The following is a 25,354-nucleotide window of genomic DNA, read 5'->3' as shown; positions in this document are numbered from 1 at the left end:
GGGGGAATGAAACGTCAGCCTTGCTGACGAGTGCGGAGCCGCTCCAGCACGCCTTCCAGCGTGTCCAGATCGGTGTAGTGAATGACCAGCTTGCCCTTGCCGCCACGGCCGTGGCTGATGGCCACCTTGGTACCCAGCGATTCGGACAGTTCGGTTTCCAGCGAGGCGATATCGGCCTGCGGCGCGGTCGGCGACGGCTTGGCCTTGCGTGCGCCGGGCACCTTGCCGGCAGCAAACTGCTGGGCGCGGTGTTCGACTTCACGCACCGACCAACCCTCGTCGGCGGCCTCTTCGGCCAGCTTGGTGGCCAACTCCGGCGCCAATGTCAGCAGCGCGCGGGCGTGGCCCATTTCCAGGCGCCGGGTTTCCAGCAGCACGCGCACGCCGATGGGCAGGTCGATCAAACGCAGCAGGTTGGACACCGATGCGCGCGAACGGCCCACGGCCTGCGCCGCTTCGGCGTGGGTCAGGGTGAACTCGCTGACCAGCCGCGCCAGCGCTTCGGCTTCTTCCAGCGGGTTGAGGTCTTCACGCTGGATGTTTTCGATCAGCGCCATCGCGATGACGGTGCGGTCTTCCAGCTCGCGCACCACGGCCGGAACGACGTCCAGCCCGGCCAGGCGCGAAGCGCGCCAGCGGCGTTCGCCGGCAATGATTTCGTATTTGCCACCCTCGATCTGGCGCACCAGGATCGGCTGGATGATGCCCTGCGCCTTGATCGACTCGGCCAGCTCAGCCAGCTTGCCTTCGTCCATGTCGCGACGCGGCTGGTACTTGCCCGGCTGCAGCTGGTCCACGGGCAGCTTGCGTAGCACCTCGCCCGGCTGCGGCTCTGCCACAGCGGCCACCGACACCTGTGTCATCGAGCCCTTCGGGCCCAGCAAGGCATCCAGGCCACGGCCCAGGCCGCGCTTCTTGGCGCTACTCATCAGACAGCCTCCACGGCCCGGGAGGGCTGATTGCGTTCGTTGTGACGGCGGATGATCTCGCCGGCCAGGCCCAGGTAGGCCACGCCGCCACGCGAGGTGCGGTCATAACCGACGATGCTCTGGCCATGGCTGGGCGCCTCGGCCAGGCGCACGTTGCGCGGCACGATGGTGCGGAACACGCGGTCACCGAAGTACTCGGTGAGCTGCGCCGACACGGCGTTGGCCAGGTTGTTGCGCACGTCGAACATGGTGCGCAGCACGCCTTCGATTTCCAACGCCGGGTTCAGGTTGATCTTCAGCGCATCGATGGTCTGTACCAGCGCGCTCAGGCCTTCCAGCGCGTAGTACTCGCACTGCATTGGCACGATCACCGAGTCGGCGGCGGCCAGCGCATTGAGCGTCAGCAGCGACAGCGCCGGCGGGCAGTCGATGAGGATGTAGTCGTATTCGTCGCGGATGGGCGCCAGCGCGCGCTTGAGCCGCTGCTCGCGCTCGCCCTGGTCCATGAGCTGGATCTCGGCGGCGGTCAGGTCGATATTGCCGGGCAACAGGTCGTAGCCCTCGGCGGTCTGCACACGCACTTCGACGGCGGTGTTCTCGCCCAGCAGAAGGTCGCAGGTGGAGGCAGCGACTTCACGCTTGTCCACGCCACTGCCCATGGTCGCGTTGCCCTGCGAATCCAGGTCGACCAGCAGCACACGCTTGGGTGCGGCGGCAAGGGAAGCAGCCAGATTGACGGCCGTGGTGGTCTTGCCGACGCCGCCTTTCTGGTTGGCGATGGCGATGATGCGAGCCATGCAGGAGAGCCTCGTAGGCGGAGTTGGACTGTTCATTATGCGGGTACCAGCGCCAAGGCGGAAATCGGCGTCCGCGCGGGTGCCGCCCGGCGGTCGGGAAAACCCTTATTGCTGGCCGGTCGTGTGGCCCCGTCGTGGGGTGTTTGCCCGGTTGCGTGCTGTTTGCGTGCGGGAAAGCACGCTTCCCCAGCCTCTCCTGGCCTGCCGCCAAAGAGAGGGAGCAGCGCTGGGGAGCCTTCCGCCGGGATTGGCCGGGAAAGCCCTTGCCGAACGTGGCTCGGCACTACTGCTGAGTTTGAACGCTGGCTTGAGGCCCACCTGGGGTCAGGCTTTGCGCTCGACCACGACCAGATGACGGTCACCAACCAGGCCGGGTACCTGCAGCGGGCGCACGTCCAGCACCTGCCAGTCGGCCGGCAGCTGGGCGATCTCCTCGTGCGGGTAGACGCCCTTCATCGCCAGTAGCTGGCCGCCAGGGCGCAGCAGGTGACCACCGACTTCGATGATGCCAGCCAGGGTGTCCATGGCGCGGGCGGTGAGATTGTCGAAAGCACCGGGTTCGTCCAACGCTTCGGCGCGCGATTCGGCCACGCGGGCATTGCCCAGGCCGAGATGGCGCACCGCTTCACGCAGGAAACGGGCTTTCTTGCCGTTGCTTTCCACCAGCGTGACGTGCAGCTGGGGATGGGCAATAGCCAGCGGAATGCCGGGCAATCCGGGGCCGGTACCGAGGTCGGCCAGCGTGCCGGATTCGACGTGCGGGACCATCGCCAGCGAGTCGAGCAGGTGGCGGGTGACCATTTCGCGCGGGTCGCGGATGGCGGTGAGGTTGTAGGTGCGGTTCCAGCGCGCCAGCAGCGTGAGGTAGGCCAGCAGTGGCTTGGCCAGCGCGGTGTCCAGGCCCATGGCCTGCAGGCCGTTGTGCAGGTCGGTGGCGACTTCAGGCGGAAGGGTGGTGTCGTTCATGGCGGGGATTATCGCAGGAGTCGGCGATTGCTCTGCGCTAAAGGCTGGGCTGGTTCGTGCCGTTGCCCTTTCCCGCCGGCCGCCTCGCGGTCAACCCTTCACAACGGGTACCACGCCAGTGCCGCGCGGAACTCCGGTGTGGCCTGCCACTCATGTAGATGCCAACGTGTCGCGTCGCCCAAGCCCGGGTCGCACCACACCAGGCGCAATGCACCGGCGTCGTCTGGTGCGAAACGCAGTTTTTCCAGACCGAATGAAATCCCGTGCCCGTGTGCCTTCAGCAACGCTTCCTTGGCACACCACACCCGGAAGAACCAATGCTCGCAGCCCGCTTCGTCCAGGCCATCCAGCCACGCGATTTCCTCGGGATGAAAGAAGCGGCGGATCACTTCCCGCATCTGCTTGCGCGGGCGCTGCCGCTCCAGGTCCACGCCCAGGCGGGCACCCTCGCCCAATGCGACCAACAGATGACCACCGCTATGACTCCAGCCGGTGCCGTAATGGGACAGCTCGCCAATCAGCCACGGCCGGCTGCGTTCATCGCGGGTCAGCGGCAGCGACTGCGGGGCATGGCCCAGTTGCCGGGCCAGCAGCTCGCGGGCTTGTGGCTCGCCGCGAGTGCCCGGGGTATGCGGCAACAGCCAGACCCGCACCGGATCGAACCACCAGCGGGGCTGCTCGGCCTCCGTCATGCGCAGACCTGCTGCGGGATCAACACTACTTTCACAGCCAAGCGCGTTGACTGTAGCCACCGCACCGCCCGAGGTGCTTTCAGGCAGGGAGATTTACGCATGGGCATCATCATCTGGTTGATCGTCGGGGGCGTCGTAGGCTGGCTGGCCAGCCTCATCATGCGCCGCGATGCGCAGCAGGGCATCATCCTGAACGTCGTCGTCGGCATCGTGGGTGCCATGCTTGCCGGCTTCATTTTCGGTGGCGGCAGCATCAATGGCGCCATCACCCTGCGCTCGTTCCTGCTGTCGCTGCTGGGCGCGGTGATCCTGCTCGCCATCGTCAATCTGTTCACCCGTAAAAGCATTCGCTGATAGTGATTGCGGTGAACACCCGTGCCCGGCCAGCAATGGCCGGGCACGTTCGTTTCAGACTTGGGCCAGTTGCACCCACGCCGGGGCATGATCACTGGGGCGTTCCCAGGTGCGTGGCTCCCGGTCGATGCCTGACGCCATTGCGCGCGGCTTGAGCGCGTCGGACACCAAGGTCAGGTCAATGCGCAGGCCCAGGTCACGGCGGAAACCGGCGGCGCGGTAATCCCACCAGCTGAAGATGCCGCCGTCCTGGTTGTGCAGGCGGAAGCCATCGTGCAGGCCGAGATCCAGCAGCTTCTGCAAGGCGCCGCGTTCAGCGGTGGAGGTCAGGATGTGGTTCTCGTCCCAGACCGCCGGGTCGTACACATCACGCGCATCCGGTGCGATGTTGAAATCGCCCATCACCACCAGCTGCGGGTGCTTCTGCAGCTCGGCGGCGATCCACTCATGCACCGCCGCCAGCCAGCGCAGCTTGTAGGCGTACTTGTCGGTGCCCACGTCCTGGCCGTTGACCACATACAGATTGATGATGCGCACACCGTTGACGGTGCCGGCGATCACCCGCTTCTGCTCGTCCTCGAAACCGGGAATGCCGATCTGCACGTCTTCAATCGGGTCGCGCGACAGCAGCGCCACGCCGTTGTAGGTCTTCTGCCCGGCGAACACGTTGCGGTAGCCCAGTTCGAGCAGCCGCGTGTCCGGGAACTTGTGGTCCTCCAGCTTGGTTTCCTGGATGCCGACCACGTCGGGGGCAAAGTCGGCCAGCCACTGTTCCAGGTGCGGCAAGCGGACGTTGAGCGAATTGACGTTCCACGATGCGATTTTCATGGAGGGGATTCTAGCGAGATGGACGAGGGCCGAACGCTCCCTTCCCCCACCCTCCTTCCATATTCGGCTCAAGGAAGGGAGCCTGAGGCAACCTCCGCAGGCATTTGCCGCCACGCGGGCCCTACTCCCTATTCATTAAAGTGAGATTCACGCGGACCCGCGAACTGGAAACAAAAACTATCTAGTGAATGTCGGGGAATACACTTTTACAGTGTTCCGATTCCCGCGCAGACTGCCTCGCAAGGTTTAGAGGGAACCCCATGCGTAGCAAGCTGTTTGTGCCCGGCGCACGTCCGGAACTGTTCGACAAGGCCATGGCCAGTGCGGCTGATGCCTTGTCTTTCGATCTGGAAGATTCGGTACCCGAGTCCGGCAAGCAGGCCGCACGCGAACAGGTGGCTGACTTCCTTGCCCGTACCGACATCACCGCCAGCGGCAAGCTGGTGATCGTGCGCACCAATGGCACCGACAGCCCGCATTTCAGCGCCGACCTGGCCGCGATGGCCGTGTCGGGCGTGTGGCTGCTCAACATTCCCAAGATCGAATCCGTGGCGCAGGTGCGCGACGTGGTTGCCGCGCTGGAACAGGCCGAAGCGGCCAATGGCGTCAGCCGCCCGATCGGCCTGCTGATCAATATCGAAACCCCGCGTGGGCTGCGCCTGGCGGCCGAACTGGCCGGCGCGCATCCACGCGTGGCCGGCCTGCAGCTGGGACTGGGCGACCTTTTCGCCCCCAATGGCATCGCCCGCGACCCGGCAAACGTGCACGCCACCTTGCTCACGGTGAAAATGGCCGCCGCCGAAGCCGGTGTGTTTGCCTGCGATGGCGCCTGGCCCGATGTGGCCAACGCCGACGGCTTCCGCACCGAAGCGGAGATGGCGCAGAAGCTGGGGTTCATCGGCAAGAGCTGCATCCATCCCCGTCAGGTGGCGCTGGCCAACGAGATCTTCAGCGTGCCCGAGGCGGTGGTCGATGAAGCCCGGCGTATCGTGGCCGCCGCACAACAGGCCAGTGACCAGGGCCGCGGTGCGTTTCTGTTCGAAGGCCGCATGATCGATCTGCCGTTTCTGCGGCGGGCCGAGGCCATTCTCGCCGGGGCCAGCCAGGCTCAGGCCTGATTTTTCCTGATTCGTGACGGCCCGCCGTCATATCTGTTTTCCTTTCGGGGTCCATCCCATGTCCAAGCTTGCGGCCAACACAGCGGCCATCCTGAGGCAGCGCTTCACTTTCGGCTTCCGTCTGCTCGTGGCCGTGACTTTGCTGGCATTGGGCGGTATCGCCTCTGCTGAGAACATGACCTCGGTGAAGAGCGGCTCGCTGCCGTCCTTGCCCGATGGCGCTCCGGTGCAGCACCTGATGAACGTGGACGGGCGCCTGCTTGCGCTGTCCGGCAACAGCCTGTGGGCATTGGACAAGAGCGCGAAAGGGTGGAGCACGCTGCAGGCGGACACGCTCCCGGTCAACGCGATCCGCGGCAACGTCAACCTTGATGGTGCGAACTGGCTGCTGCTGGGTACGAACGACAGCCAAAGTGATCGGCTGCAGCTGATCACGTTGCGCGGTGATGCACTGAGCAGCGGGCAATCACTGCCACTGCCTATGCCACTGAACAACGCACACCTGGCTGCGCTGGAGGGGGCGTTGTATGTGGCAGGCGTGGATGCCAGCGGCGCCACCCATCTGTACCGCAAACCGGCCAACAGCCTGCAATGGCAGGCCCAGGACAACTGGCCGGACAACGCCCCCGCCGTCGCCCTGCAGGGGCAGAAGGGTGCGCTGTATGTGGCGTCCGGGCCGCTCGACGGGCCGCAGCAGCTGTGGCGCTGGAGCGTGGACAAGGGTTGGCAAGCCATGCCGGCCATCGAGGGAACCGTGGTACCTGATTCGATGCGTGCACTCGGCCAGGCCCACCTGTTGATGCAGGTACGTGATGCCGCCGGCAACATCAACGCCCGCACCTTCCACACCATCACCAGTGCCTGGTCAACGCAGCCGGACACCACCACGGCCTCTGCGGTCACGGTCGGCAGCTACGGCAATGGCCTGGTTTGGGCAACAGCGGATGGCAAGGTCCACACCTTTGAAATCCAGGGCGGCAAGCACCTGCTGAAATGGCTGGACTGGGCGGTGATCATCGTCTACCTGGCCGCGATGCTCGGCATCGGCGCGTGGTTCTATTTCCAGGAAAAGCATGGCAACACCGCGGACTTCTTTGTCGGCGGCCGCAGCATTCCGTTCTGGGCAGCGGGCATCAGCCTGTATGCCACCAACACCAGCTCGATCAGCTTCATCGCCATCCCGGCCAAGGCGTTCGAGACCAACTGGCAGTATCTGACCAACAACCTGATCGCGGTGCTGGGCCTGATGTTCGTGGCTATCTGGATCGTGCCGCTGTTGCGCCGGCTGGATCTGATGAGCGTGTTCTCCTATCTGGAAACCCGCTTCCACCCGGCCATCCGCATGCTCGCCAGCGGTTTGTGCATCGTGATGCAGATCGGCAGCCGCATGAGCGTGATCCTGTTCTTGCCGGCGCTGGCCATCTCCACCATCACCGGTGTGGATGTGGTCTGGAGCATCATGCTGATGGGCGTGTTCACCATCATCTACACCACGATGGGCGGCATGAAAGCGGTGATCTGGACCGACTTCGTGCAGGTGTTCGTGATGTTTGGTGGCGCCCTCTTCGCCATCGGCTTCATCATCCAGCAGATCAATGGCGGGGTGCCGGAGTTCCTGGCCACGGCCATGGCCGAGAACAAGACGCAGCTGTTTGATTTCAGCTTCGACCTGACCAAGGCCACTATCTGGGGCTTCATCTTCCTGGTGGTGTTCGATGTGGTGCTGACCTTCCCCAAGGACCAGGTACTGATGCAGCGTGTGCTGTCGACCAAGTCCGACAAGGAAGCTGGCCGGTCGATCTGGACCTTCGCGGCGATGATGATCCCCGGCGGTTTCGTGTTCTACGGCATCGGCACTGCGCTGTGGGTGTATTACAAGAACAACCCCGAACGCCTGAACCCGCTGCTGCCCATTGATGCCACCTTCCCGCTGTTCATCGCTGCCGAACTGCCGGCTGGCGTGACCGGGCTGATCATTGCCGGCATCTTCGCGGCGGCCATGTCCACGCTGTCGAGCATCATCAACAGCGTCTCTACGCTGGCCTCGGTCGATTTTTACGAAAAGCTCAATAAGAAGGCGTCGCCCAAGCAGAGCGTGCGCTTTGCTGAGTGGATCGGCGTGGTGGTGGGCTTCATCGCAATCGGCATCGCACTGCTGATGAGCCGCTATGACATCCATTCGCTGTTCGATGTGTCCATCGAACTGGCCGGTTTGCTGGGTGGCGGCTTTGCCGGCGCGTACACGCTGGGCATGTTCACCCGCCGTGCCAACTGGCAGGGCGTGGCCATCGGTGTGGCCGGCAGCATCGTGATCACCACGGTGTGCTGGTCGATGAGCCTGGTGCACCCGTACTTCTACCTGGCCATCTCCATCCTGCTGTGCATCGTGATCGGCTACGTGGCCAGCCTGTTCTTCCCGGCGCCGACCCGTTCGCTGAAGGGCCTGACGATCTACAAGCAGGATGCCGCGTGAAACCCCGACCAGCGCGGTGGCCGTAAAATTGACCCCTTCGCCTTTGGCCCTCACTCCCGCACACGGGCAGTGAGGGCCTGACTTCGGTGGCATCCAGCGCGTTTCAAGAGGTCAAATCGTGGAAACCCAGTTTCTCAATACATTCGTCACCGTCGTGGACCGTGGCTCGATGGCAGCAGCGGCACGCTCGCTGCACATCACTCCGGCGGCGGTGGCACAGCAGATCCGCACGCTGGAACGCGAGCTGGGCGCACCGCTGATCGCCCGCGCCGGGCGCACCGTGAGCGTCACCGAGGAAGGGGCGCGCATCCTGCAGCGCGCCCGCGACCTGCTGCGCAACGTCGCCGATCTGCGCAGCGTCGCCAATGAAAGCGGCATGGCCGGTGAGTTGCGTCTGGGTGCCTGCCCCACCGCACTGGGCGGGTTGCTGCCCGACATCCTGGCGCGGATGGTGGTGAAATTCCCCGAGATCAATGTGTTCATCAAGCCGGGTTATTCGGCTGATCTGTATGGCGCAGTGGAAAGCGGCGACCTGGATGCAGCGATGGTGCTGCAGGCGCCGTTCTCGCTGCCCAAGACCTGCGACTGGCAGTTGCTGCGCGAAGAGCCGCTGGTGGTGCTGGCGCCGGCACGCCTGGCAGGCAGCGATCCGCACCAGCTGCTGCGCGAAGAACCGCTCATCCGCTACGACCGCCACGAATGGGGCGGCCGCCAGGCCGACGAGTACCTGCGTACGAACGGCATCGTGCCGCGCGAACGGTTTGAACTGAACGCGCTCAATGCCATCGCCGTGATGGTCGACCGTGGCCTGGGCGTGTCGCTGGTGCCCGATTGGGCAAAGCCATGGCCCGAGGGCCTGTCGGTTGTGAGTATTCCGCTGCCCGAACCGGGTGAGCCGCGCCGCATTGGCATGGTCTGGTCACGCGCTTCAGTGCGCCTGCGCCAGGTCAACGTGCTGCTGGAAGAAGCGCGCACAGCGTTGTTGCAGTCGCCGCAATAAGACGGCGTTTTTGTCGGCGGGAATCAACATCGGCAACGGGGTGGTCCGGAACACGAGGATTTCATCCCCACCAATGAAGCCCCGCAGTGCCGTTCAAAACGCGGCAAAAGGCTTTCCTGCAGCGCTATGGCGGAGCCCCGCTCCGCTCTGCCGGGAAGCCGTCTACGCGCGTCATTCAATCGCAACAAACCCTAGGCAGTGAACATACAGAACCGCGCTTCTATCACCGAGAAGCGACGCCTAGTCTCACGCCCAATGCCGGCGCCTTGCGACGCGGTTCCCTCTGCGGGGCCATTCGCGGCCAAACGGTTGAATCAAAGGGGCATCAGTCCCCATCGCTATCGGGTGCAGTCGGCTCCCCAGCCAGCTTCGCCGCACTTTCATATCTGGGGGGAGAGAACTACATGATCAAGCCACTTTCGGCTGCCATCAGCGCCGCGCTGCTCGCCAGCGTGATGAGCCCGGCCTTTGCACAGGACAAGAACGACCAAGCCGTCAACCTGGACCAGGTCATCGTCACCGGTACCCGTACGCCGGTTGCCATCGAGAAGGTGCCGGGCGCTGTCACCCTGGTGACCGCCGAGCAGGTGCAGCGCACCCTGAACCTGACCGAAGACGCCACCGCCGTGCTCGCACGCATGGTGCCGGGTTATTCGGAATCCTCGCAGGCGATGAGCAACTCCGGTGAGACCCTGCGTGGCCGCATCGCGCTGCGCCTGTTCGACGGCGTGCCGCAGGGCTCCCCGCTGCGCGAAGGCAACCGCAACGGCACCTTCACCGACATGGGCGTGATTGGCCGCATTGAAGTCATCAACGGCCCGTCGGCTGCAGAAGGCATCGGCGGCGCCGGTGGCGTGATCAACTATCTCTCCAAGAACCCGGAAGTGGACGGTCACCAGACCACCGTGTCCACCCGTTACAGCAGCCAGTTCAAGGACGACAGCGCGCAGTCCAAGATCGGCGTGATGCACACCTACAAGGGTGATGCCGCCGACTTCCTGATCAGCGGCGCGTACATCGACCGTGGCGTTGCCTACGACGGCGACGGCCGCCGCGTTGGCCTGAACACCTCCGGCTCGCTGTCCGATTCGTACAGCAAAAACCTGTTCATGAAGGGTGGCTACAACTTCGGTGAAGGCCAGATGCAGCGCATCCAGGCCAGCTACAGCAACTTCCACATCGGCGGCAAGCACAACTACATTCCGGTTGAAGGTTGCCGCGCCGGTGACGTCGGCTGCGTCAAGCCGACCACCAACACCGCCGAGAAGGGCTCCATCGCCGGTTCGCTGGCCGAGTTCAACGATTTCGAGCAGATCGCGCTGAAGTACACCAATGCCGATTTCTTCGGCGGCGACCTGAGCGTTGACGCGTACTGGGCCGAGCAGGCCATGCGCTACGTGCCCGAGAACGGCGCAGACCGCCAGCTGACCAAGCCGGCACCGCCGGAAGCCGAGCGCATCTGGGACCAGTCGGAAATCAACAGCGAGAAGAAGGGCCTGCGCTTCGGCTATGCCTACGGTGACCTGTTCAAGGTGGAAGGCCTGCGCCTGCGCGCCGGTCTGGACCTGGTGGAAGACACCGCCGAGCAGCGCCTGGCACTGACCAACCGCCTGTGGGTGCCGCCGATGAAGTACACCAGCATCGCGCCGTACGCGCAGCTGAGCTGGGACATCGGCCCGGTGACGCTGGATGCCGGCATCCGTCGCGAAGACGGCGAGCTGGAAATCGACAGCTACACCACCGTGGCTTTCCGCGACCACACCCCGGTGCAGGGCGGCAAGATGGACTACAAGGCCAACATGCCCAACTTCGGCGCGATCTGGCGCATCAGCGATGAGTGGTCGGTGTTCGCCTCGTACTCCGAAGGTTTCGGCATCGCCAACGTCGGCATCCCGCTGCGCAACATCCAGGCCAACAGCCCGTGCAAGGCCGTGTCATGCATTGCCGATCTGCAGCCGCTGATCACCGAGAACAAGGAAATCGGCTTCAACTGGCGCGGTGCCAAGGGCCAGGTCGGTGCCTCCGTGTACCGTTCGACCTCGGACTTCGGCTCCACCCTGACCATCGACTCGGTCACCGAAGATTTCATCCTCACCCGTGCACCGGTTGAGATCGAAGGCTTCGAGTTGAACAGTGCATGGACCTTCAACGAGCACTGGAAGGCGACCTTCCTGTACTCGCGCATCCGTGGCCAGACCCAGTACTTCCCGGGCTCGGGCATGAAGAAGGAAATGGGCATCCTGGACATCTCGCCGGACAAGGTGAATGCCTCGTTGACCTGGACCCCGATGGACACGCTCAACGCCACCCTGGGCGTGAGCAAGACCTTCGACCGCGATCTGCGTGAGACCTTCACCAATCCGGCCAATGGCAACGTCTATGAGAACGAAGAGAACACCTATGGCTACGCGCTGTGGGACCTCAGCGTGAACTACGACACCGGCCGCTACGGCCAGCTGTCGCTGGGCATCGAGAACCTGTTCGACAAGCAGTACGTGTTGACCTGGTCGCAGTTGCCGGGCTGGCAGAACTACTTCTCCGGCCGCGGCCGGATGGTGTCGCTGTCGCACACCTTCAAGTTCTGATCAGACCTTGAAACAACAAGCGCCGCCTTCTGGGGTGGCGCTTTTTTTTCGCGTGCCACTTCGGCGCGTGTTGCACCACCCACCCGCGTTTTGGAGAGAGAACGCACCATGAAGAACCTGTTGTCATCGAGCATCACCCTGGCCCTGCTGCTGTCGGCAAACGCCCACGCGCAGGACACCGCCGCCGCAGATCGCGGCAAGCCGACCGCGACCACGCTGGACAACGTGATCGTCACCGGCACCCGCGCGCCCAAGGCGGTGGACCGCATTCCGGGCGCGGTGAGCATCATCAGCCTGCAGGAAGTGAACAATTCGCTGAGCCTCACCGAAGACGCCACCGCGGTGCTGACCCGCACGATCCCCGGTTATTCCGAATCGACCCAGGCACTGACCAACTCTGGTGAAACCCTGCGTGGACGTATCGCGCTGCGCCTGTTCGACGGCATTCCGCAGACCTCGCCACTGCGCGAAACCAACCGCGCCGGCAGCTTCACCGATCTGTCGGTGATCGGCCGCATCGAAGTGGTCAACGGCCCCTCCGCCGCCGAAGGCGTGGGCGCGGCCGGCGGCATCATCAACTACATCTCCAAGACGCCGGAAGAAGGCAGCCACACCAGCGTCAATACCCGCTACAGCAGCCAGGGCCGTGATGACAGCGAGGGCTGGAAAGTCGGCCTGACCTTCGGTCACAAGGAAGACGCCTACGACCTGCTGCTGGCGACCTCCTTCGTCGATCGCGGCATGGCTTACGACGCCAAGGGCCGCAAGATCGGCATGCGCGGCTCAGGCACCATCAACGACTCCGAGTCGAAGAACCTGTTCCTGAAATTGGGCACCAATTTCGGTGAAAGCGACATGCAGCGCCTGCAGGCCACGATCAGCCGCTTCAACCTGACCGGCAAGGGCAACTACACCGGCATCGAGGGTGATCGCGCCCACAACATCACCTCCACCTCGATTGCCGGCACGCCGCTTGGCGCCAAGACCGAGTTCAACGACTTCAATCAGTTCTCACTGTCCTACAGCCACGCCGATTTCTTCGGTGGCACCTTGCTGGCCGACGTCTACCGCGCCGACCAGGCGATGCGCTATCCGGCCGAAAACGGCTCGGACAAGCAGGATCCACTGTTCGCGCCTCTCGGCCAGTTGGTCGACCAGTCCGAAGTCAATTCGGAAAAGCGCGGCCTGCGCACCTCATGGACCCGTGGCGAACTGTTCGGCGTCGAGGGGCTGGAACTGCGCGCCGGCGTGGACGTGGTCAAGGACCTCACCGACCAGCGCCTGGCACTGACCCACCGCGTGTGGGTGCCGCCGATGGAGTACAAGAGCACCGCACCGTACGCGCAGCTGTCGTGGGATATCGGCCCGCTGACGGTCAGCGGCGGCCTTCGCCAGGAAGACGGCGACCTGAGCGTGGACAGCTACACCACCACGTACTACAACAAGCGCGTGTTCGTGGAAGGCGGCAAGCTCAGCTACAAGACCGACCTGCCCAACGTCGGTGTGGTCTACCGCTTCACGGATACGCTGTCGGCGTATGCCTCGTATTCGGAAGGCTTCAGCCTGCCCAACGTCGGCATCCCGCTGCGCAACATCAACAAGCCCGGCCAGAGCGTCAGCGGCATCCTCGATCTGCAGGCGATCATCGTCAAGAACAAGGAAGTCGGCTTCAACTGGCGCACGGGCAATGCCACCTTCAGCGGGTCGTATTACCGCAGCGCTTCGGACTTTGGCGTATCGCTGAGCACCGACCCGGTCACTGGCGATTTCGTCATGAACCGCGGCCCGGTCAAGATCAACGGCATCGAGTTCAGCGGCAGCTACGACTTCAGCGACGACCTGAAGCTCAACGCGATGTACTCGCATATCGTCGGCAAGACCTGGTTCACCAAGGATGGCCCGCTGAACAAGCGCATGGGTGCCAACGATGTCAGCCCGGACAAGATCGGCGTGAATCTGTATTGGCGTGTGGCCGAGCAGGTCGATCTGAACCTGGGTGCGATGACCCTGCTGTCGCGCACCCTCAACCAGGGCAAGAGCGGCGCCGAGCATACCTCTGGCCGCACCCTGCTCGACCTGAGCGTGAACTACGACACCGGCCGTTTCGGCAAGCTGACCCTGGGCGTGGAGAACCTGTTCAACAAGCAGTACATCCTCACCACCTCCGAAGCCAGCAACAGCAACGACGACTGGATGGCAGGTCGCGGTCGCATGTTCTCGCTGTCGCATAACATCAACTTCTGATGAGCGGAATCACAGCCAGGGGCGCACGCCTCCGACATCGCAATCACGCCAGTGCGGGTGGCCGGCATGAGGTGATGTGGCTGTATCGCGGTGCCCGGGGCTTGGCCCTGGGCGCCGTTCTGTGCCTGACGGGAGTATCGATGGCGGCCTGCTCCAACCCGGATCACAGCACCTCCGTGCCGGCCGCACCCGCCGCTTCCCCGCGACTGCCCGCCGTTGATGATTTCCTGCGTCAGGCCACCGGCCCGCACGGCTATACCGGCGCGGTCGCACTGGTGATCCACGAAGGTAAAACCGTACACGCCGCCAGCTACGGCTGGCAGGATCTGGCGCATACCCGGCCCATGCGCCAGGACAGCATCTTCCGCATCTATTCGATGACCAAAACCGTTGCCTCGGTGGCGGCGTTGATGTTGATGGATGAGGGCAAGCTGGGTCTGGACGATCCGGTCGCCCGCCATCTCCCCGAGTTTTCGCAGCTGCCGTTGTTCACCGGCGGCAGCGCACAGGCACCACAGGTGCGCCCGCTCAGCACGACGCTGACCGTGCGCCACCTGCTCACCCACACCTCTGGTTTCGCCGCCGGCGGCAAGGGCTTTGAAGCGGTGACGCAATTGCTGGAGCAACACCAGGTGCGCGATGTGGACAGCCTGGCCGACTACAGCACGCGGCTGGCCCAAGTGCCGCTGGCAACCGAGCCGGGCACCCGCTTCCGCTACGACAGCACCTCCACCGAGACCCTGTCACGGCTGGTGGAAGTGGTCGCCGGCATGCCCTTCGAGCAGTTCCTGCAGCAACGCATCTTTGACCCGCTGCAGATGCGCGACACCGGCTTTGAAGTGCCTGCAGCACAGCGCTCACGTGTGGTCGATCTGTCCGTGATGGGCACCGACGGCACGCTGAAGCTGGCGGACGAAATCCATGCGCGTGATCCCGGCACGGCCCTGCGGCCCTATCGCAGCGGCGCGGGTGGGCTGTATTCCACTGCCAACGACTATGGCCGCTTCGCACAGATGCTGCTCGACGGCGGCCGCTATCAAGATAGGCAGCTGCTCAAGGCCGATACCGTGGCTCTGATGCTGCAGAACCAGCTCGTACATTTTCCGGTGGCCAAGCCGGTCACCGAATTCAGCGATGCCGAAGGCTTCGGCCTGGGCGGTTCGGTGCTGCTGGATCCGGCATTGAAGGGGCGCAGCGCCTCCGTGGGCGCATTCGGCTGGTCCGGTGCGGCCTCTACCTATTACACGATCGAGCCGGACAGGAAGCTGGTGGCGATCCTGATGCTGCAACATCTGCCCGGTGGGAAAGACGACCTGCCACGCATCAGCACCCCGTTCTACAACCTCGTCGATGAGGCGATACAGCCGTGACTTTTGACCAGCGCAACGCCGTGCTCATTGCCGGCTCGGCCAACCTCGATTTCGTGGTGCGTGCCTCTCACGTGCCGGCGCCGGGTGAAACCGTGCTCGGCCGTGAATTCCAGACGTTCCCCGGTGGCAAGGGCGCGAACCAGGCCGTGGCCTGCGCGCGCGCCGGTGCTGCCGACACCCGCATGTTGCTGGCACTGGGCGCGGACGATTTCGCCAAACCCATCGAAGCCTCGCTGGTCGACGCTGGCGTGCAGTTGCACACCGTGCGTGATGCACAGCTGCCTACGGGCACCGCCTTCATCTGCCTGTCCGATGATGCCGAGAACGCAATCACCGTCGCGCCCGGCGCCAACATGGCGTTGCAACCGGAACACCTGCCCACGCTCGACGGCGTGCAATGGCTGCTGCTGCAACTGGAGTCACCGCTGGACAGCGTACTGGCCTACGCACGCGCCGCTCGCACTGCCGGCGTAAAGGTTGCACTCAACGCAGCACCGGCACAGGTGCTGCCGGCCGAACTGCTGGCGCAGCTGGACATGCTGATCGTCAACGAAGGCGAGTTGGCTGTCGTAGCCGGCAATCCTCCGGATCTGGCCACCGGCCTGTCGCGGCTGGACGTGCCTTGCGTGATCGTCACCCTGGGTGCGCGCGGCTGTCTGGCACGCGTTGATCAACGCATCGCGCTGCAACCGGCTTTCAAGATTTCACCACTGGATACCACCGCCGCAGGCGATACGTTCTGCGGCACCCTGATCGCCTGCCTTGCGCGTGGCGGCACGCTGGAGCACGCCCTGCTCGCTGCCAGCGCCGCATCGGCCCTGGCATGCACGCGGCTGGGCGCACAATCCAGCATTCCCGACCACGCCGACGTCAACGCGCTGCTGGCCGATGCCACACGCGTGCCCGACGCCGACGCACATGCCGCACTGGCGGCATGGTGCGCGTTGTAACCCTTTGTTGCTCCCCCTGTTCTTAGTTGGATGAATACCATGACCACGCCGTACACCACGCCCGATTACGACACTGAAACCGCCGACTACGGACGTGAGGCGATCCACACCGAGTACAAGTTCTCGCACGTCACCACCGGCCGTTATCTGCCCACGCCGGGCAAGGCACCGGCATGGCCGTTTGCCGACATCGGCAGTTGGATGATCGATGCCAATGCCAGCGCCGGCGACTGGCTGACCGAACTGAAGGAATGGCGCCGCGAGCATCTGGTGCGCATCGGCTACACCGACGTGAACTACCGCCGCCCGGAACTGCAGTGGGCGCAGCGCAATTTCGTGCACGCACAGATGATGGTCGAAGACCGCTATTTCTTCGACGTGGAAACCGCGCAGTACACGGTCGACAAATATCTCGACGACCTGATCGCCCGTTTCGGCGGCCTGGACTCGGTACTGATCTGGTACATCTATCCGAACATTGGTATCGACGACCGCAACCAGTTCGATCTGGCACACACGCTACCGGGTGGCCTTGAAGGCTTGAAGGCGGCGGTGCAGGCATTCCAGAAGCGCGGCGTGCGTGTGTTCCTGCCAGCCAAGCCGTGGGACCACGGCACCCGTGATCCGGGTGTCACGCATTGGGATGGCCTGGCCGAGATCATCAAGGCCACCGGCGCCGACGGTATCAACGGCGACACCTTCAACGGCGTGCCGCGTGCTTTCTTCGACGCCTGCGATGCCAACGGCAACCCGGTGGTGGTGCAACCCGAATCCACCATCAGCTCGGAAGAGCAGCTGATCTGGAACGTGCAGAGCTGGGGCAAGAAAGCACCCGACGGCCCGGTGCCGCCGGTGTCCAAGTGGAAGTGGCTGGAGCCGCGCCACATGGTCAACTACGAGAACCGCTGGGGCCGCAACCGCAACCACGACCTGCAGTACTGCTTCTTCAACGGCATCGGTTACAACGCGTGGGAGAACATCTGGGGCATCTGGAACCAGTTCACCGCGCGCGATGGTGAAGCGCTGCGTCGTATCGCAGCCATCTACCGCCAGTTTCCGCAGCTGGTCGTAGCGATGGATTGGGAGCCGTACCAGGTGTGCTACCAGGGCGGCATCTTCGCCAGCAAGTTCCCGGTGGACGGACTAAGCCTGCACACCCTCATCAACCGCAACGAGTACGCGGTGAATGGCGAGCAGATCGGCCTGCCGCACGTCGAGGGGACGCGTTACTACGACGTGTGGCACGGCGGTGAGTTGTCGCCGCTGGTCCGCGATGGCGTGGCGGTGATTGAACTGCCGATGGAAGCACGTGGTTTCGGTGCGGTACTGAGCGTGCAGCCGGGCGTGCAGGTTGATGGTCTGGCTGCTTTCCTGAGCGACGCCGCCAAGCGCGCCGAGCAGCCGCTCAACAGCTACTCCGCCGCGTGGAAGGCAATTCCGCAACAGCTGCGTGACATCCCGGCCACCGCCGTGCAGACCACCGCACCGGAAGGCATGGTCAGCATTCCCGCAGGCGAGTTCGTATTCGCCGTGGGCGGTATCGAGATCGAAGGCTTCAACTGGGCCGGCCAGGACGTGCAGTTCCCGTGGGAAGACTGCCCGCGTCGCCACCATCGCAAGCTGATGCAGGTGAGCGCGTTCCATATCGACCGTTTCCCGGTGACCAACGCGCAGTTCAAGGCCTTCATCGACGCCACGGGCTATCGCCCGGCCGATGACATCAACTTCCTGGCGCATTGGCTCGATGGCGCACCGCGCGCCGGCTGGGAGAACAAGCCGGTGGTGTGGGTGTCGCTGGAAGATTGCCGCGCCTATGCCGCGTGGGCCGGCAAGCGCCTGCCGCACGAATGGGAATGGCAGTACGCCGCACAGGGCACCGATGGCCGCGCTTACCCGTGGGGCAACGCGTGGGACGACACCCGCGTGCCGCGCGTGAACCGTGGCCGCCGTGTGCTGGCCCCGGCCGACGTGGACGCACATCCGCAGGGCGCCAGCCCGTTCGGCGTGGAAGATCTGGTCGGCAATGTGTGGCAGTGGACCGATGAGTTCACCGACGAACACACCCGCGCGGCGATTCTGCGCGGCGGCTCCAGCTACCAGCCGCAGACCTCGCATTGGTATTTCCCGCAGGCCTACCGTCTCGACCAGCATGGCAAGTACCTGTTGATGGCACCGGCCAAGGACCGCAGCGGCATGCTCGGCTTCCGTTGCGTGGTGGACGCGGCATGAGTGCACCCATCACCTGCGGCCAACAGCTGGTCGCGCCTGCGGCCGTGCAGCTTGATGGCGTGTTCGGGCAGATGCTCAGCGCCAATCGCAATGGACGCCTGAGCCACTTCATCGTGGATGAAGAAAGCCCCTCGATCAGCATCTTCGGCCAGGCGCACAAGCAGCAGAACCAAGAAGGCGACTGGTACGGCGAGCATGCCGGCAAGTGGCTGTCGGCGACGGCGCGCGCCGTGGCCCAGGGCGGGCAAACCGAACTGGAAGCCAACCTGCGCCGCGTCGCCGATTGGTTGATCAGCCAGCAGGACGACGATGGCTACCTCGGCAACTACGCCGCTGACCGTCGCTTCACCGTGCCACAGCCGCCCAAGCCGGAAAGCTGGAACGGCGAACCGGCCTTGCGCACCTGGGACATCTGGACGCACAGCTACCTGATCCTCGGTTTTCTGGAAACCTGGCGTGCGCTGGGGGATGACCGCTATCTGCAGGCCGCGCGTGGCATCGCCGACCTGTGCTGGCAGGCGCTGGAGTCGGGCATCGACATCACCACGCTGGGCAACCACCACGGCATGTCGGCCACGGTGCTGCTGGACCCGGCGGCGGACCTGTATCTGGCTACCGGTGAGCCGCGTTACCTGGCGCTCGCCGAAAAGATTCTTCAGCAGGCCAATGCCAACCCGCGCCTTGCGCTGCTGGACAAGGGCATTGCTGGCGAAGACGCCGCGTTCATCGCTACCGGCAAGGCATATCAGTTGTCGTGGAATCTGGTTGGCCTGGCCAAGCTGTACAAGGCCACCGGCAACGCGGATTACCGCACTGCCATCGACAACCTGTGGAACAACATCCGTGAGCAGCACCTGACGTTGGGTGGCGGCCCGTGGGGTGGCGTGGCGCATCGTTCGCGCGAGGTATTCAACGCACCGCGTACGTTCTTCCCGCAGGCCTATGTGGAAACCTGTTCGGTGTTGGCATGGATGCAGCTCAACCGCGAACTGCTGGCCATCACCGGCCACGCGCGTTACGCCGACGAGCTGGAACGCACCGCTTACAACGATCTGCTCGCGGCGATGGCACCCAACGGTGAGGACTGGTGTTACTACACCTTCCCCAACGGCAAACGCGTGCACACCACGTACTGGCGCTGCTGCAAATCTTCCGGCGCGATGGCGGTGGAAGAACTGCCGCAGATTGCTTACGGCGTGGCCGCCGACGGTGGCCTGCGCGTCAACCTGTATGGCCCCGGTCAGGCGACGTTGTCGCATGCCGACGCAGGCAACGTGGTGTTGCAACAGCAGACGCGCTATCCCTTCGATGGGCAGGTCAGCCTGCGCGTCTCGCCCGAACGCAGCGCGACCTTCAGCATCGGCCTGCGCATTCCCGCCTGGGCCGAGGATGCGCGCATCCAGGTCAACGGCGTGAACGTGCCAGTCCACGTGGCTGCAGATGGTTACGTGCAACTGCAGCAGCAATGGAAGGCCGGTGACCTGGTCAGCGTGCAGTTGCCGATGCAGCCACAGCTGCAGCGCGCGGCCAACATCAACGTGCAGGAATCGCGCGCGCCGGACGGCTCGCCGGTTGCGCAGGAAGTTCTGCACTGGGAATACGTCGGCCTCACCTACGGCCCGCTGGTCTACGCCACCACGCTGATCGACGGCTTCAAGACCGACGAGACGGTAAAGCTGCCGGCAGGCGATCCCTCAACGTGGTTGCAGGTGGGCAGCGACCTGGGCGAGGGCCCAACGGTGACGATGCAGTTGGATTGCCGCGCGCCGTTGGTGTTCGAACCGTACTACCGCTGTGGCGGCCGCGAACACGGCGCCTGGCGTTTGAGCTGGCTGTCATTGGCGCCGCAGGCCTGATATCGGCACAGCTGTCTGCAACCTCACGCTGCAGACAGCCACGGCGCAGTGCGTCTGGGGCTGATCACCATGCATGGCGGTCAGCCTTCAAACCGCTGTCGAGGCGGGACCAGGAATCTCCTTCGGAAGGTTTTTGTCCTCGCTGAAAATACCCGCACGATATGTTTCTTCCCGCATACCGGGAGGAAACTGCAAGCAAGGAATCGAGTGCACGCCATGTCAGGAAGCCACAACCCTTCTCCCTTCGATATCGCCCATCGCGACGGTGCCACTGGCCCGTTGAGCGGTGTTCGCGTGCTCGACCTGAGCGCCTACATCGCCGGCCCGTATGGCTGCACGCTGTTGGCTGACCAGGGTGCGGAAGTCATCAAGGTGGAACCGCCGGTTGGCGACAACCTGCGCAAATACCCGTCCACGCTGGAAGCAGAGAGTCGCGCCTTCCTGGGCGTGAACCGCTCCAAGCGCGGCGTAGTGCTGGACCTGAAGCAGCCCGACCAGCGCGCGGTGTTGATGCGTCTGGTGCGCGATGCCGACGTTCTGGTGCACAACTTCCGGCCCAGCGTGCCGGTACGGTTGGGCATCGATTTCGACAGCCTGCACAAGCTCAATCCGCGTCTGGTGTATTGCGCTGTCACCGGTTATGGCGACAGTGGTCCGCTCAAGGACAAGGCCGGCTACGACCAGGTGCTGCAGACCATGACCGGTATGTGCGCGATGCAGGGCAAGCCCAGCGGCGCGCCGGAAATCCTGTATGGCTCGGTCGTCGACTATTACGCCGCCGCATTGGTAGCCGCAGGTGTGTCCTCGGCACTGTATGAGCGCGAACGCAGTGGCGAAGGCCAGTATGTTGGCGTGTCGCTGCTGCGCAGTGCGCTGACCATGCAGTCGGCACGGATGATCTGGGCCGAAGGTGAGCCCGAAGGCGTTGGCCGCGACATGCGTTCAGGCGGCGTCACCGGCATTCACCCCACGGCGCAGGGCTATTTGTACATCTCGGCCAACACGCCGCGTTTCTGGCAGGCACTGTGCGAGAAGATCGGCCTGCCCGCACTGGCGACCGAGCCGCGCTATGACAGCGTGCGTAAGCGCGCCGAGCATTCGGACGAACTGTTGGCGCAGCTGCATGACGCACTGGCCACACGCAGCGCGCTGGAATGGGAAACGCTGTTTGGCGAAGACGTGCCATGTGCCGCCGCGCGCAAGGTTGAAGACATGTTCGACCACCCGCAGGTGCAGGCCGAAGAAATGATCACCACGCTGCCGCATCCACTGCTGGGCAGCTACCGCGGCATCACCCGTCCCATCGTGTTCGGGCGCACGCCAGGCCCGCAGCCCTTCGCCGCGCCGGTGTTCGACCAGGACACCGCCGCTGTCATCGCCGTGACCGGCATTGCCGGCAACGATGACGACGTCCAAGCCTGACCGGAGTATCTGCATGACCACTGCATCCAAACTCGCCCAGCTGCGCGAACTGTCCGTCGTCGTCGCCGACACGGGTGATTACGACGCCATCAAGCGCCTGCGCCCGGTGGATTGCACCACCAACCCGACGTTGGTGAAGAAAGCCCTCGACCTGCCGGTGTACGCCGGCCTGATCGAGCGCGAGTTGCAGTGGGGCCGTGCCCAGGCTGGTGAAACGCAGGACATCGCGAAAGCCGTGGTGGATCGCCTGACCGTGGGCGTGGGCACCATGCTGGCCGAGCTGGTGCCCGGCCGCGTCTCCACCGAAGTGGACGCCGACCAGGCACACAACACCGACGCCACCATCGCCAAGGCGCGCGAGTTCATCGCCATGTATGAAGCGGCCGGCGTGCCGCGCAGCAAGGTGCTGATCAAAATCGCCGCTACCTGGGCGGGTGTCGAAGCCGCCCGCGTGCTGCAGGCCGAAGGCATCGACTGCAACCTGACGCTGATCTTCAACCCGACCCAGGCCCTGGCCTGTTCGGAAGCCGGTGCCTTCCTGATCTCGCCGTTCGTCGGCCGCATTCTGGATTGGTACGTGGCCAACGGCCAGACCCCGGCCACCATCGACGAAGACCCGGGCGTGCAGTTCGTGCGCGGCGTGTATGCCGAGTTCAAGCGTCGCGGTTCGCCGACCGTGGTGATGGGCGCCTCGTTCCGTTCGACCGCGCAGATTGAAGCGCTGGCCGGTTGTGACCGTTTGACCATCTCGCCGGACCTGCTGGAAAAGCTGGATGCCGATACCGGTGAGCTGCCGCGCACGCTGGTGGCGGGCGCTGCAGAAGCGGTGAACGTCGTGGCCATTGATGAAGCCCGGTTTGAAGCGGACCTTGCTGCCGATCCGATGGCAACCGAGAAGCTGGCCACCGGCATTGATGCGTTCGCCAAGGATCTGCAGACCCTGCGCCAAACCATTGCCGCGCAACTCGCTGGAGGCCTGTCATGAATTCTTTCCGCCCCCCATTCCCCGCATTGCTCGCCATCAGTCTGAGCTTGGTGCTCAGTGCATGTGCCAGCACTGCCAAGGCCCCCCATGAGGTCCCCGAAATTCGGCCCGGCGTTGCCCGCGGCTATCTGGAGACCGCGCAACTTCCGGACAGTGTGGCGCTGCTGCCACCACCACCGGCAGCCGGCTCTGCTGCGTTCGTACTGGACGAGCAGGTCAATCTGGCGCGCAATCTGCGCGATACCCCACGTTGGCAACAGGCCACTAGCGACGCCAACCTGCAGTTCCCCGAAGCTGCATCAATCTTCGCCTGTGCCATTGGCACCCGAATTGATGAAGCCACCACACCGCGCCTGTACGGCTTGCTGCGTCGCACCCGTACCGATGCTGCGGTAGTCAGTGATGCTGCCAAGGAGCGTTACAACCGTGGCAGGCCATTTGTTGCCAATGGCCAGTCCACCTGCACCCCGGACAAGGAAGCTGGGTTGGCCGAAAACGGCTCCTATCCCTCTGGCCATACTTCCATCGGCTGGGCGTGGGCGCTGATCCTGGCCGAACTTGCGCCGGACCGCAGCGATGCCATTCTGGCGCGTGGCCGCAGTTACGGCGAAAGCCGCCTGGTCTGCAACGTGCACTGGCATAGCGATGTCCTGGCGGGGCGCTTTATGGGGTCGGCGGTAGTGGCAAGGTTGCATGCCGATGCAGCGTTCCGTAGCGACATGGAGGCCGCACGCACCGAGCTGGCCAAGGTGCTTGCCACCTCACCGCAACCACCGGACAACTGTGCGGACATCGCCAGCGCACTTGCACAGCCGTTGCCGGTCACCGCGTACTGAACCTACGTGTTCGGCAATGCGGCGCCCGTCGTATTGCTGTTCTCAACACCCCAACGCATGTGCTGATTTTCGATACCGGCTCCCTCTCCCTCGCGCCGGCGTCACCCGTAACCGGCTGCCATCAGTCCGGTTACGGTTTCTTCTTCATCAACGCGAAATCAGGTCGATGAAACGCGCCACCTTCGAATAAGGCGGCTTCAGCAGATCACTGCCTGCGCGCTTCGTCTGCCACAACACCGGCAGGCGCTTGCTCATTGCATCAAAGCCAGCGCGGCCGTGGTACGCACCCATGCCGCTTGCACCAATGCCACCAAACGGTAGGCCATTGATCGCAAAGTGCAGCAAGGTGTCGTTGACGGTGACGCCGCCGGACACCGTCTGCCCGACAATCTTCTCTACCGTCGCCTTGTCGTGGCTGAAGGGATACAACGCCAATGGCCGGTCTCGGCCATTGATGGTGGCGATGGCTTCATCCAGGTTGCGATAGCTGCGTATCGGCAGGATTGGCCCGAAGATCTCCTCCTGCATCACCGTGGCATCGTCGCCCGGTTGCAGGATCAAGGTGGGTGGGAACAGGCGCTCACGGCGCGACCGCTCGCCATCAATCTGTGCCAGTTCGATCACCTGCAGACCCCGCCCGCGAGCATCGCTGACGTAGTCTTTCAGGCGCTGAAACTGCGCGTCGTTGATGATGCGGCTGTAATCGCTGGCATCGCTGAAATCACCGTAGCGCAGCCGTACCTGCTCGCGCAGCGCATCGACCAGGGCATCAATGCGGCCCTCATCAATCAACACGTAATCCGGTGCGATGCAGGTTTGCCCGGCGTTGAACCATTTGCCCGTCGCCAACCGCGCCGCCGCACCCGCTATCGGGTAATCAGAAGCCACCATCGCCGGCGACTTACCGCCCAGCTCCAGCGTCAGCGGCGTCAGGTGCTGTGCGGCTGCAGCCATCACCTTGCGACCCACTGCGGTGGAACCGGTGAATACCAGGTGGTCGAACGGGAGCTCCGAGAACGCCGACGCCACGCTGGCATCGCCCTGCACCACGCGCACCCGCTCGGCCGGGAACACCTCGGCCAGTAACGACTGCAGGAAAGCCGACGTGGCCGGTGTGTGTTCCGACGGTTTGAGCAGCACATGGTTGCCGGCCGCAATCGCGGTGGCCAACGGCACCAGCGCAAGATTCACCGGATAGTTCCAAGGCGAGATCACCCCCACCACGCCCACGGGTACCGCGCGCAGCTGTGCCCGCGCTGGCCAGAAGCGCCAACCCACGCCAACCCGCTCAGGCTTCATCCAACTACGCAGGTGCGAGAGCAGGTGGTCGATTTCGCCGGTGACGGTCATCCCGTCAGCAATGATGGATTCGTGATGCGAACGGTGGCCGAAATCTGCGGAGATGGCTTCGCTCATCTGGCCGATGCGTGATTTGAATACCGCGCGTAACCGCTGCAGATCGTCACGCCGCTGCGTGTAATCCGGTCGTTGCTGCATCCATGCCTGGCGCATTTGCGCCAGCGTTGCAGCCAGCGTCACTGCTGGCGTTTCGGACATCGTCACAGGCAGCCCCCAAAACGTTATACGTCCCACCGCGAAGGTGGATGGATGGGAAGCGGCGCGACGGTGCGATTGCCAAACCCCCTGTACGCCACTATCGGCAGGGGCGTTGGAACATCGGTCTTGCACCTGGGCGGCGTGCTTCCAGGGGTGAACATAG

At 64.1% G+C, this 25,354-nt stretch carries 19 protein-coding genes; 13 read left to right on the top strand and 6 right to left on the bottom strand.

Annotated elements, in window-relative coordinates; translation table 11 throughout:
- Window positions 1–14: 14 nt before the first annotated feature.
- The 4 genes from PAN08_RS00810 to PAN08_RS00795 form a co-directional block, all read right to left on the bottom strand.
- Window positions 15–929, bottom strand: a complete 915-nt coding sequence (locus tag PAN08_RS00810) for a ParB/RepB/Spo0J family partition protein (RefSeq protein ID WP_269789659.1) — start codon at window positions 927–929, stop codon at window positions 15–17.
- Window positions 929–1,726, bottom strand: a complete 798-nt coding sequence (locus tag PAN08_RS00805) for a ParA family protein (RefSeq protein ID WP_269789658.1) — start codon at window positions 1,724–1,726, stop codon at window positions 929–931. The genes PAN08_RS00810 and PAN08_RS00805 overlap by 1 nt, the downstream gene beginning before the upstream one ends.
- 324 nt (window positions 1,727–2,050) lie before the next feature.
- The gene (gene rsmG / locus PAN08_RS00800) at window positions 2,051–2,692 is read right to left on the bottom strand and encodes a 16S rRNA (guanine(527)-N(7))-methyltransferase RsmG (RefSeq protein ID WP_269789657.1); all 642 of its coding nucleotides are present in this window, start codon (window positions 2,690–2,692) and stop codon (window positions 2,051–2,053) included.
- 98 nt (window positions 2,693–2,790) lie between these two features.
- A complete protein-coding gene (locus PAN08_RS00795; protein WP_269789656.1) occupies window positions 2,791–3,384 on the bottom strand; it encodes a 4'-phosphopantetheinyl transferase superfamily protein in 594 nt (197 codons plus the stop codon).
- A gap of 99 nt (window positions 3,385–3,483) precedes the next feature.
- On the opposite strand from PAN08_RS00795, the gene PAN08_RS00790 reads away from it, so the two are divergent.
- A complete protein-coding gene (locus PAN08_RS00790; RefSeq protein ID WP_269789655.1) occupies window positions 3,484–3,738 on the top strand; it encodes a GlsB/YeaQ/YmgE family stress response membrane protein in 255 nt (84 codons plus the stop codon).
- A gap of 54 nt (window positions 3,739–3,792) precedes the next feature.
- On the opposite strand, the gene xth is transcribed toward PAN08_RS00790, so the two are convergent.
- Entirely contained in the window at window positions 3,793–4,566 is a 774-nt protein-coding gene (gene xth / locus PAN08_RS00785; RefSeq protein ID WP_269789654.1) for an exodeoxyribonuclease III, read from the bottom strand.
- 260 nt (window positions 4,567–4,826) lie between these two features.
- On the opposite strand from xth, the gene PAN08_RS00780 reads away from it, so the two are divergent.
- The 12 genes from PAN08_RS00780 (at window position 4,827) to PAN08_RS00725 (ending at window position 23,634) form a co-directional block, all read left to right on the top strand.
- Window positions 4,827–5,684 carry a CoA ester lyase gene (locus tag PAN08_RS00780; RefSeq protein WP_269789653.1) on the top strand — a complete coding sequence of 286 codons (858 nt, stop codon included), beginning with the start codon at window positions 4,827–4,829 and terminating at the stop codon, window positions 5,682–5,684.
- A 58-nt stretch (window positions 5,685–5,742) separates the two neighbouring features.
- On the top strand, window positions 5,743–8,157 hold the full coding sequence (locus tag PAN08_RS00775) for a sodium:solute symporter (RefSeq protein WP_269789652.1): 2,415 nt from the start codon (window positions 5,743–5,745) through the stop codon (window positions 8,155–8,157).
- Between the two features lie 118 nt (window positions 8,158–8,275).
- Complete coding sequence (locus PAN08_RS00770) at window positions 8,276–9,157, top strand: LysR substrate-binding domain-containing protein (protein ID WP_269789651.1); 882 nt, start codon at window positions 8,276–8,278, stop codon at window positions 9,155–9,157.
- Window positions 9,158–9,561: 404 nt separating this feature from the next.
- Window positions 9,562–11,742 (top strand): TonB-dependent receptor, encoded by a 2,181-nt coding sequence (locus tag PAN08_RS00765; protein WP_269789650.1) that lies wholly within the window; start codon window positions 9,562–9,564, stop codon window positions 11,740–11,742.
- A gap of 108 nt (window positions 11,743–11,850) precedes the next feature.
- Complete coding sequence (locus tag PAN08_RS00760; RefSeq protein WP_269789649.1) at window positions 11,851–13,986, top strand: TonB-dependent receptor; 2,136 nt, start codon at window positions 11,851–11,853, stop codon at window positions 13,984–13,986.
- Window positions 13,986–15,356 carry a serine hydrolase domain-containing protein gene (locus tag PAN08_RS00755; protein ID WP_269789648.1) on the top strand — a complete coding sequence of 457 codons (1,371 nt, stop codon included), beginning with the start codon at window positions 13,986–13,988 and terminating at the stop codon, window positions 15,354–15,356. The genes PAN08_RS00760 and PAN08_RS00755 overlap by 1 nt, the downstream gene beginning before the upstream one ends.
- On the top strand, window positions 15,353–16,306 hold the full coding sequence (locus tag PAN08_RS00750; RefSeq protein ID WP_269789647.1) for a ribokinase: 954 nt from the start codon (window positions 15,353–15,355) through the stop codon (window positions 16,304–16,306). Before PAN08_RS00755 ends, PAN08_RS00750 begins: the two co-directional genes overlap by 4 nt.
- A gap of 39 nt (window positions 16,307–16,345) precedes the next feature.
- Window positions 16,346–18,535: a formylglycine-generating enzyme family protein gene (locus tag PAN08_RS00745; RefSeq protein ID WP_269789646.1), complete on the top strand. Its 2,190-nt coding sequence runs from the start codon at window positions 16,346–16,348 to the stop codon at window positions 18,533–18,535.
- Window positions 18,532–20,391 carry a beta-L-arabinofuranosidase domain-containing protein gene (locus PAN08_RS00740; protein WP_269789645.1) on the top strand — a complete coding sequence of 620 codons (1,860 nt, stop codon included), beginning with the start codon at window positions 18,532–18,534 and terminating at the stop codon, window positions 20,389–20,391. The genes PAN08_RS00745 and PAN08_RS00740 overlap by 4 nt, the downstream gene beginning before the upstream one ends.
- A 216-nt stretch (window positions 20,392–20,607) precedes the next feature.
- Complete coding sequence (locus PAN08_RS00735; protein WP_269789644.1) at window positions 20,608–21,813, top strand: CoA transferase; 1,206 nt, start codon at window positions 20,608–20,610, stop codon at window positions 21,811–21,813.
- A 13-nt stretch (window positions 21,814–21,826) separates the two neighbouring features.
- Complete coding sequence (locus tag PAN08_RS00730) at window positions 21,827–22,798, top strand: transaldolase (RefSeq protein ID WP_269789643.1); 972 nt, start codon at window positions 21,827–21,829, stop codon at window positions 22,796–22,798.
- Complete coding sequence (locus PAN08_RS00725; protein WP_269789642.1) at window positions 22,795–23,634, top strand: phosphatase PAP2 family protein; 840 nt, start codon at window positions 22,795–22,797, stop codon at window positions 23,632–23,634. The genes PAN08_RS00730 and PAN08_RS00725 overlap by 4 nt, the downstream gene beginning before the upstream one ends.
- A 147-nt stretch (window positions 23,635–23,781) precedes the next feature.
- Here the strand turns inward: PAN08_RS00725 and PAN08_RS00720 are convergent, their stop codons facing one another.
- Window positions 23,782–25,191 (bottom strand): coniferyl aldehyde dehydrogenase, encoded by a 1,410-nt coding sequence (locus tag PAN08_RS00720; protein WP_269789641.1) that lies wholly within the window; start codon window positions 25,189–25,191, stop codon window positions 23,782–23,784.
- Window positions 25,192–25,354 lie beyond the last annotated feature (163 nt).

The organism is Stenotrophomonas sp. Iso1, from assembly GCF_027497995.1.
Lineage (GTDB): Bacteria > Pseudomonadota > Gammaproteobacteria > Xanthomonadales > Xanthomonadaceae > Stenotrophomonas.
Note: the sequence above shows the minus strand (reverse complement) of the source record. Positions and strands in the feature narration are given on the sequence as shown.

Coding starts and splice junctions, on each gene's coding strand:
- PAN08_RS00810 (WP_269789659.1), bottom strand. CDS start 929: ATGAGTAGCGCCAAGAAGCGCGGCCTGGGCCGTGGCCTGGATGCCTTG.
- PAN08_RS00805 (WP_269789658.1), bottom strand. CDS start 1,726: ATGGCTCGCATCATCGCCATCGCCAACCAGAAAGGCGGCGTCGGCAAG.
- rsmG (WP_269789657.1), bottom strand. CDS start 2,692: ATGAACGACACCACCCTTCCGCCTGAAGTCGCCACCGACCTGCACAAC.
- PAN08_RS00795 (WP_269789656.1), bottom strand. CDS start 3,384: ATGACGGAGGCCGAGCAGCCCCGCTGGTGGTTCGATCCGGTGCGGGTC.
- PAN08_RS00790 (WP_269789655.1), top strand. CDS start 3,484: ATGGGCATCATCATCTGGTTGATCGTCGGGGGCGTCGTAGGCTGGCTG.
- xth (WP_269789654.1), bottom strand. CDS start 4,566: ATGAAAATCGCATCGTGGAACGTCAATTCGCTCAACGTCCGCTTGCCG.
- PAN08_RS00780 (WP_269789653.1), top strand. CDS start 4,827: ATGCGTAGCAAGCTGTTTGTGCCCGGCGCACGTCCGGAACTGTTCGAC.
- PAN08_RS00775 (WP_269789652.1), top strand. CDS start 5,743: ATGTCCAAGCTTGCGGCCAACACAGCGGCCATCCTGAGGCAGCGCTTC.
- PAN08_RS00765 (WP_269789650.1), top strand. CDS start 9,562: ATGATCAAGCCACTTTCGGCTGCCATCAGCGCCGCGCTGCTCGCCAGC.
- PAN08_RS00760 (WP_269789649.1), top strand. CDS start 11,851: ATGAAGAACCTGTTGTCATCGAGCATCACCCTGGCCCTGCTGCTGTCG.
- PAN08_RS00755 (WP_269789648.1), top strand. CDS start 13,986: ATGAGCGGAATCACAGCCAGGGGCGCACGCCTCCGACATCGCAATCAC.
- PAN08_RS00745 (WP_269789646.1), top strand. CDS start 16,346: ATGACCACGCCGTACACCACGCCCGATTACGACACTGAAACCGCCGAC.
- PAN08_RS00740 (WP_269789645.1), top strand. CDS start 18,532: ATGAGTGCACCCATCACCTGCGGCCAACAGCTGGTCGCGCCTGCGGCC.
- PAN08_RS00735 (WP_269789644.1), top strand. CDS start 20,608: ATGTCAGGAAGCCACAACCCTTCTCCCTTCGATATCGCCCATCGCGAC.
- PAN08_RS00730 (WP_269789643.1), top strand. CDS start 21,827: ATGACCACTGCATCCAAACTCGCCCAGCTGCGCGAACTGTCCGTCGTC.
- PAN08_RS00725 (WP_269789642.1), top strand. CDS start 22,795: ATGAATTCTTTCCGCCCCCCATTCCCCGCATTGCTCGCCATCAGTCTG.
- PAN08_RS00720 (WP_269789641.1), bottom strand. CDS start 25,191: ATGTCCGAAACGCCAGCAGTGACGCTGGCTGCAACGCTGGCGCAAATG.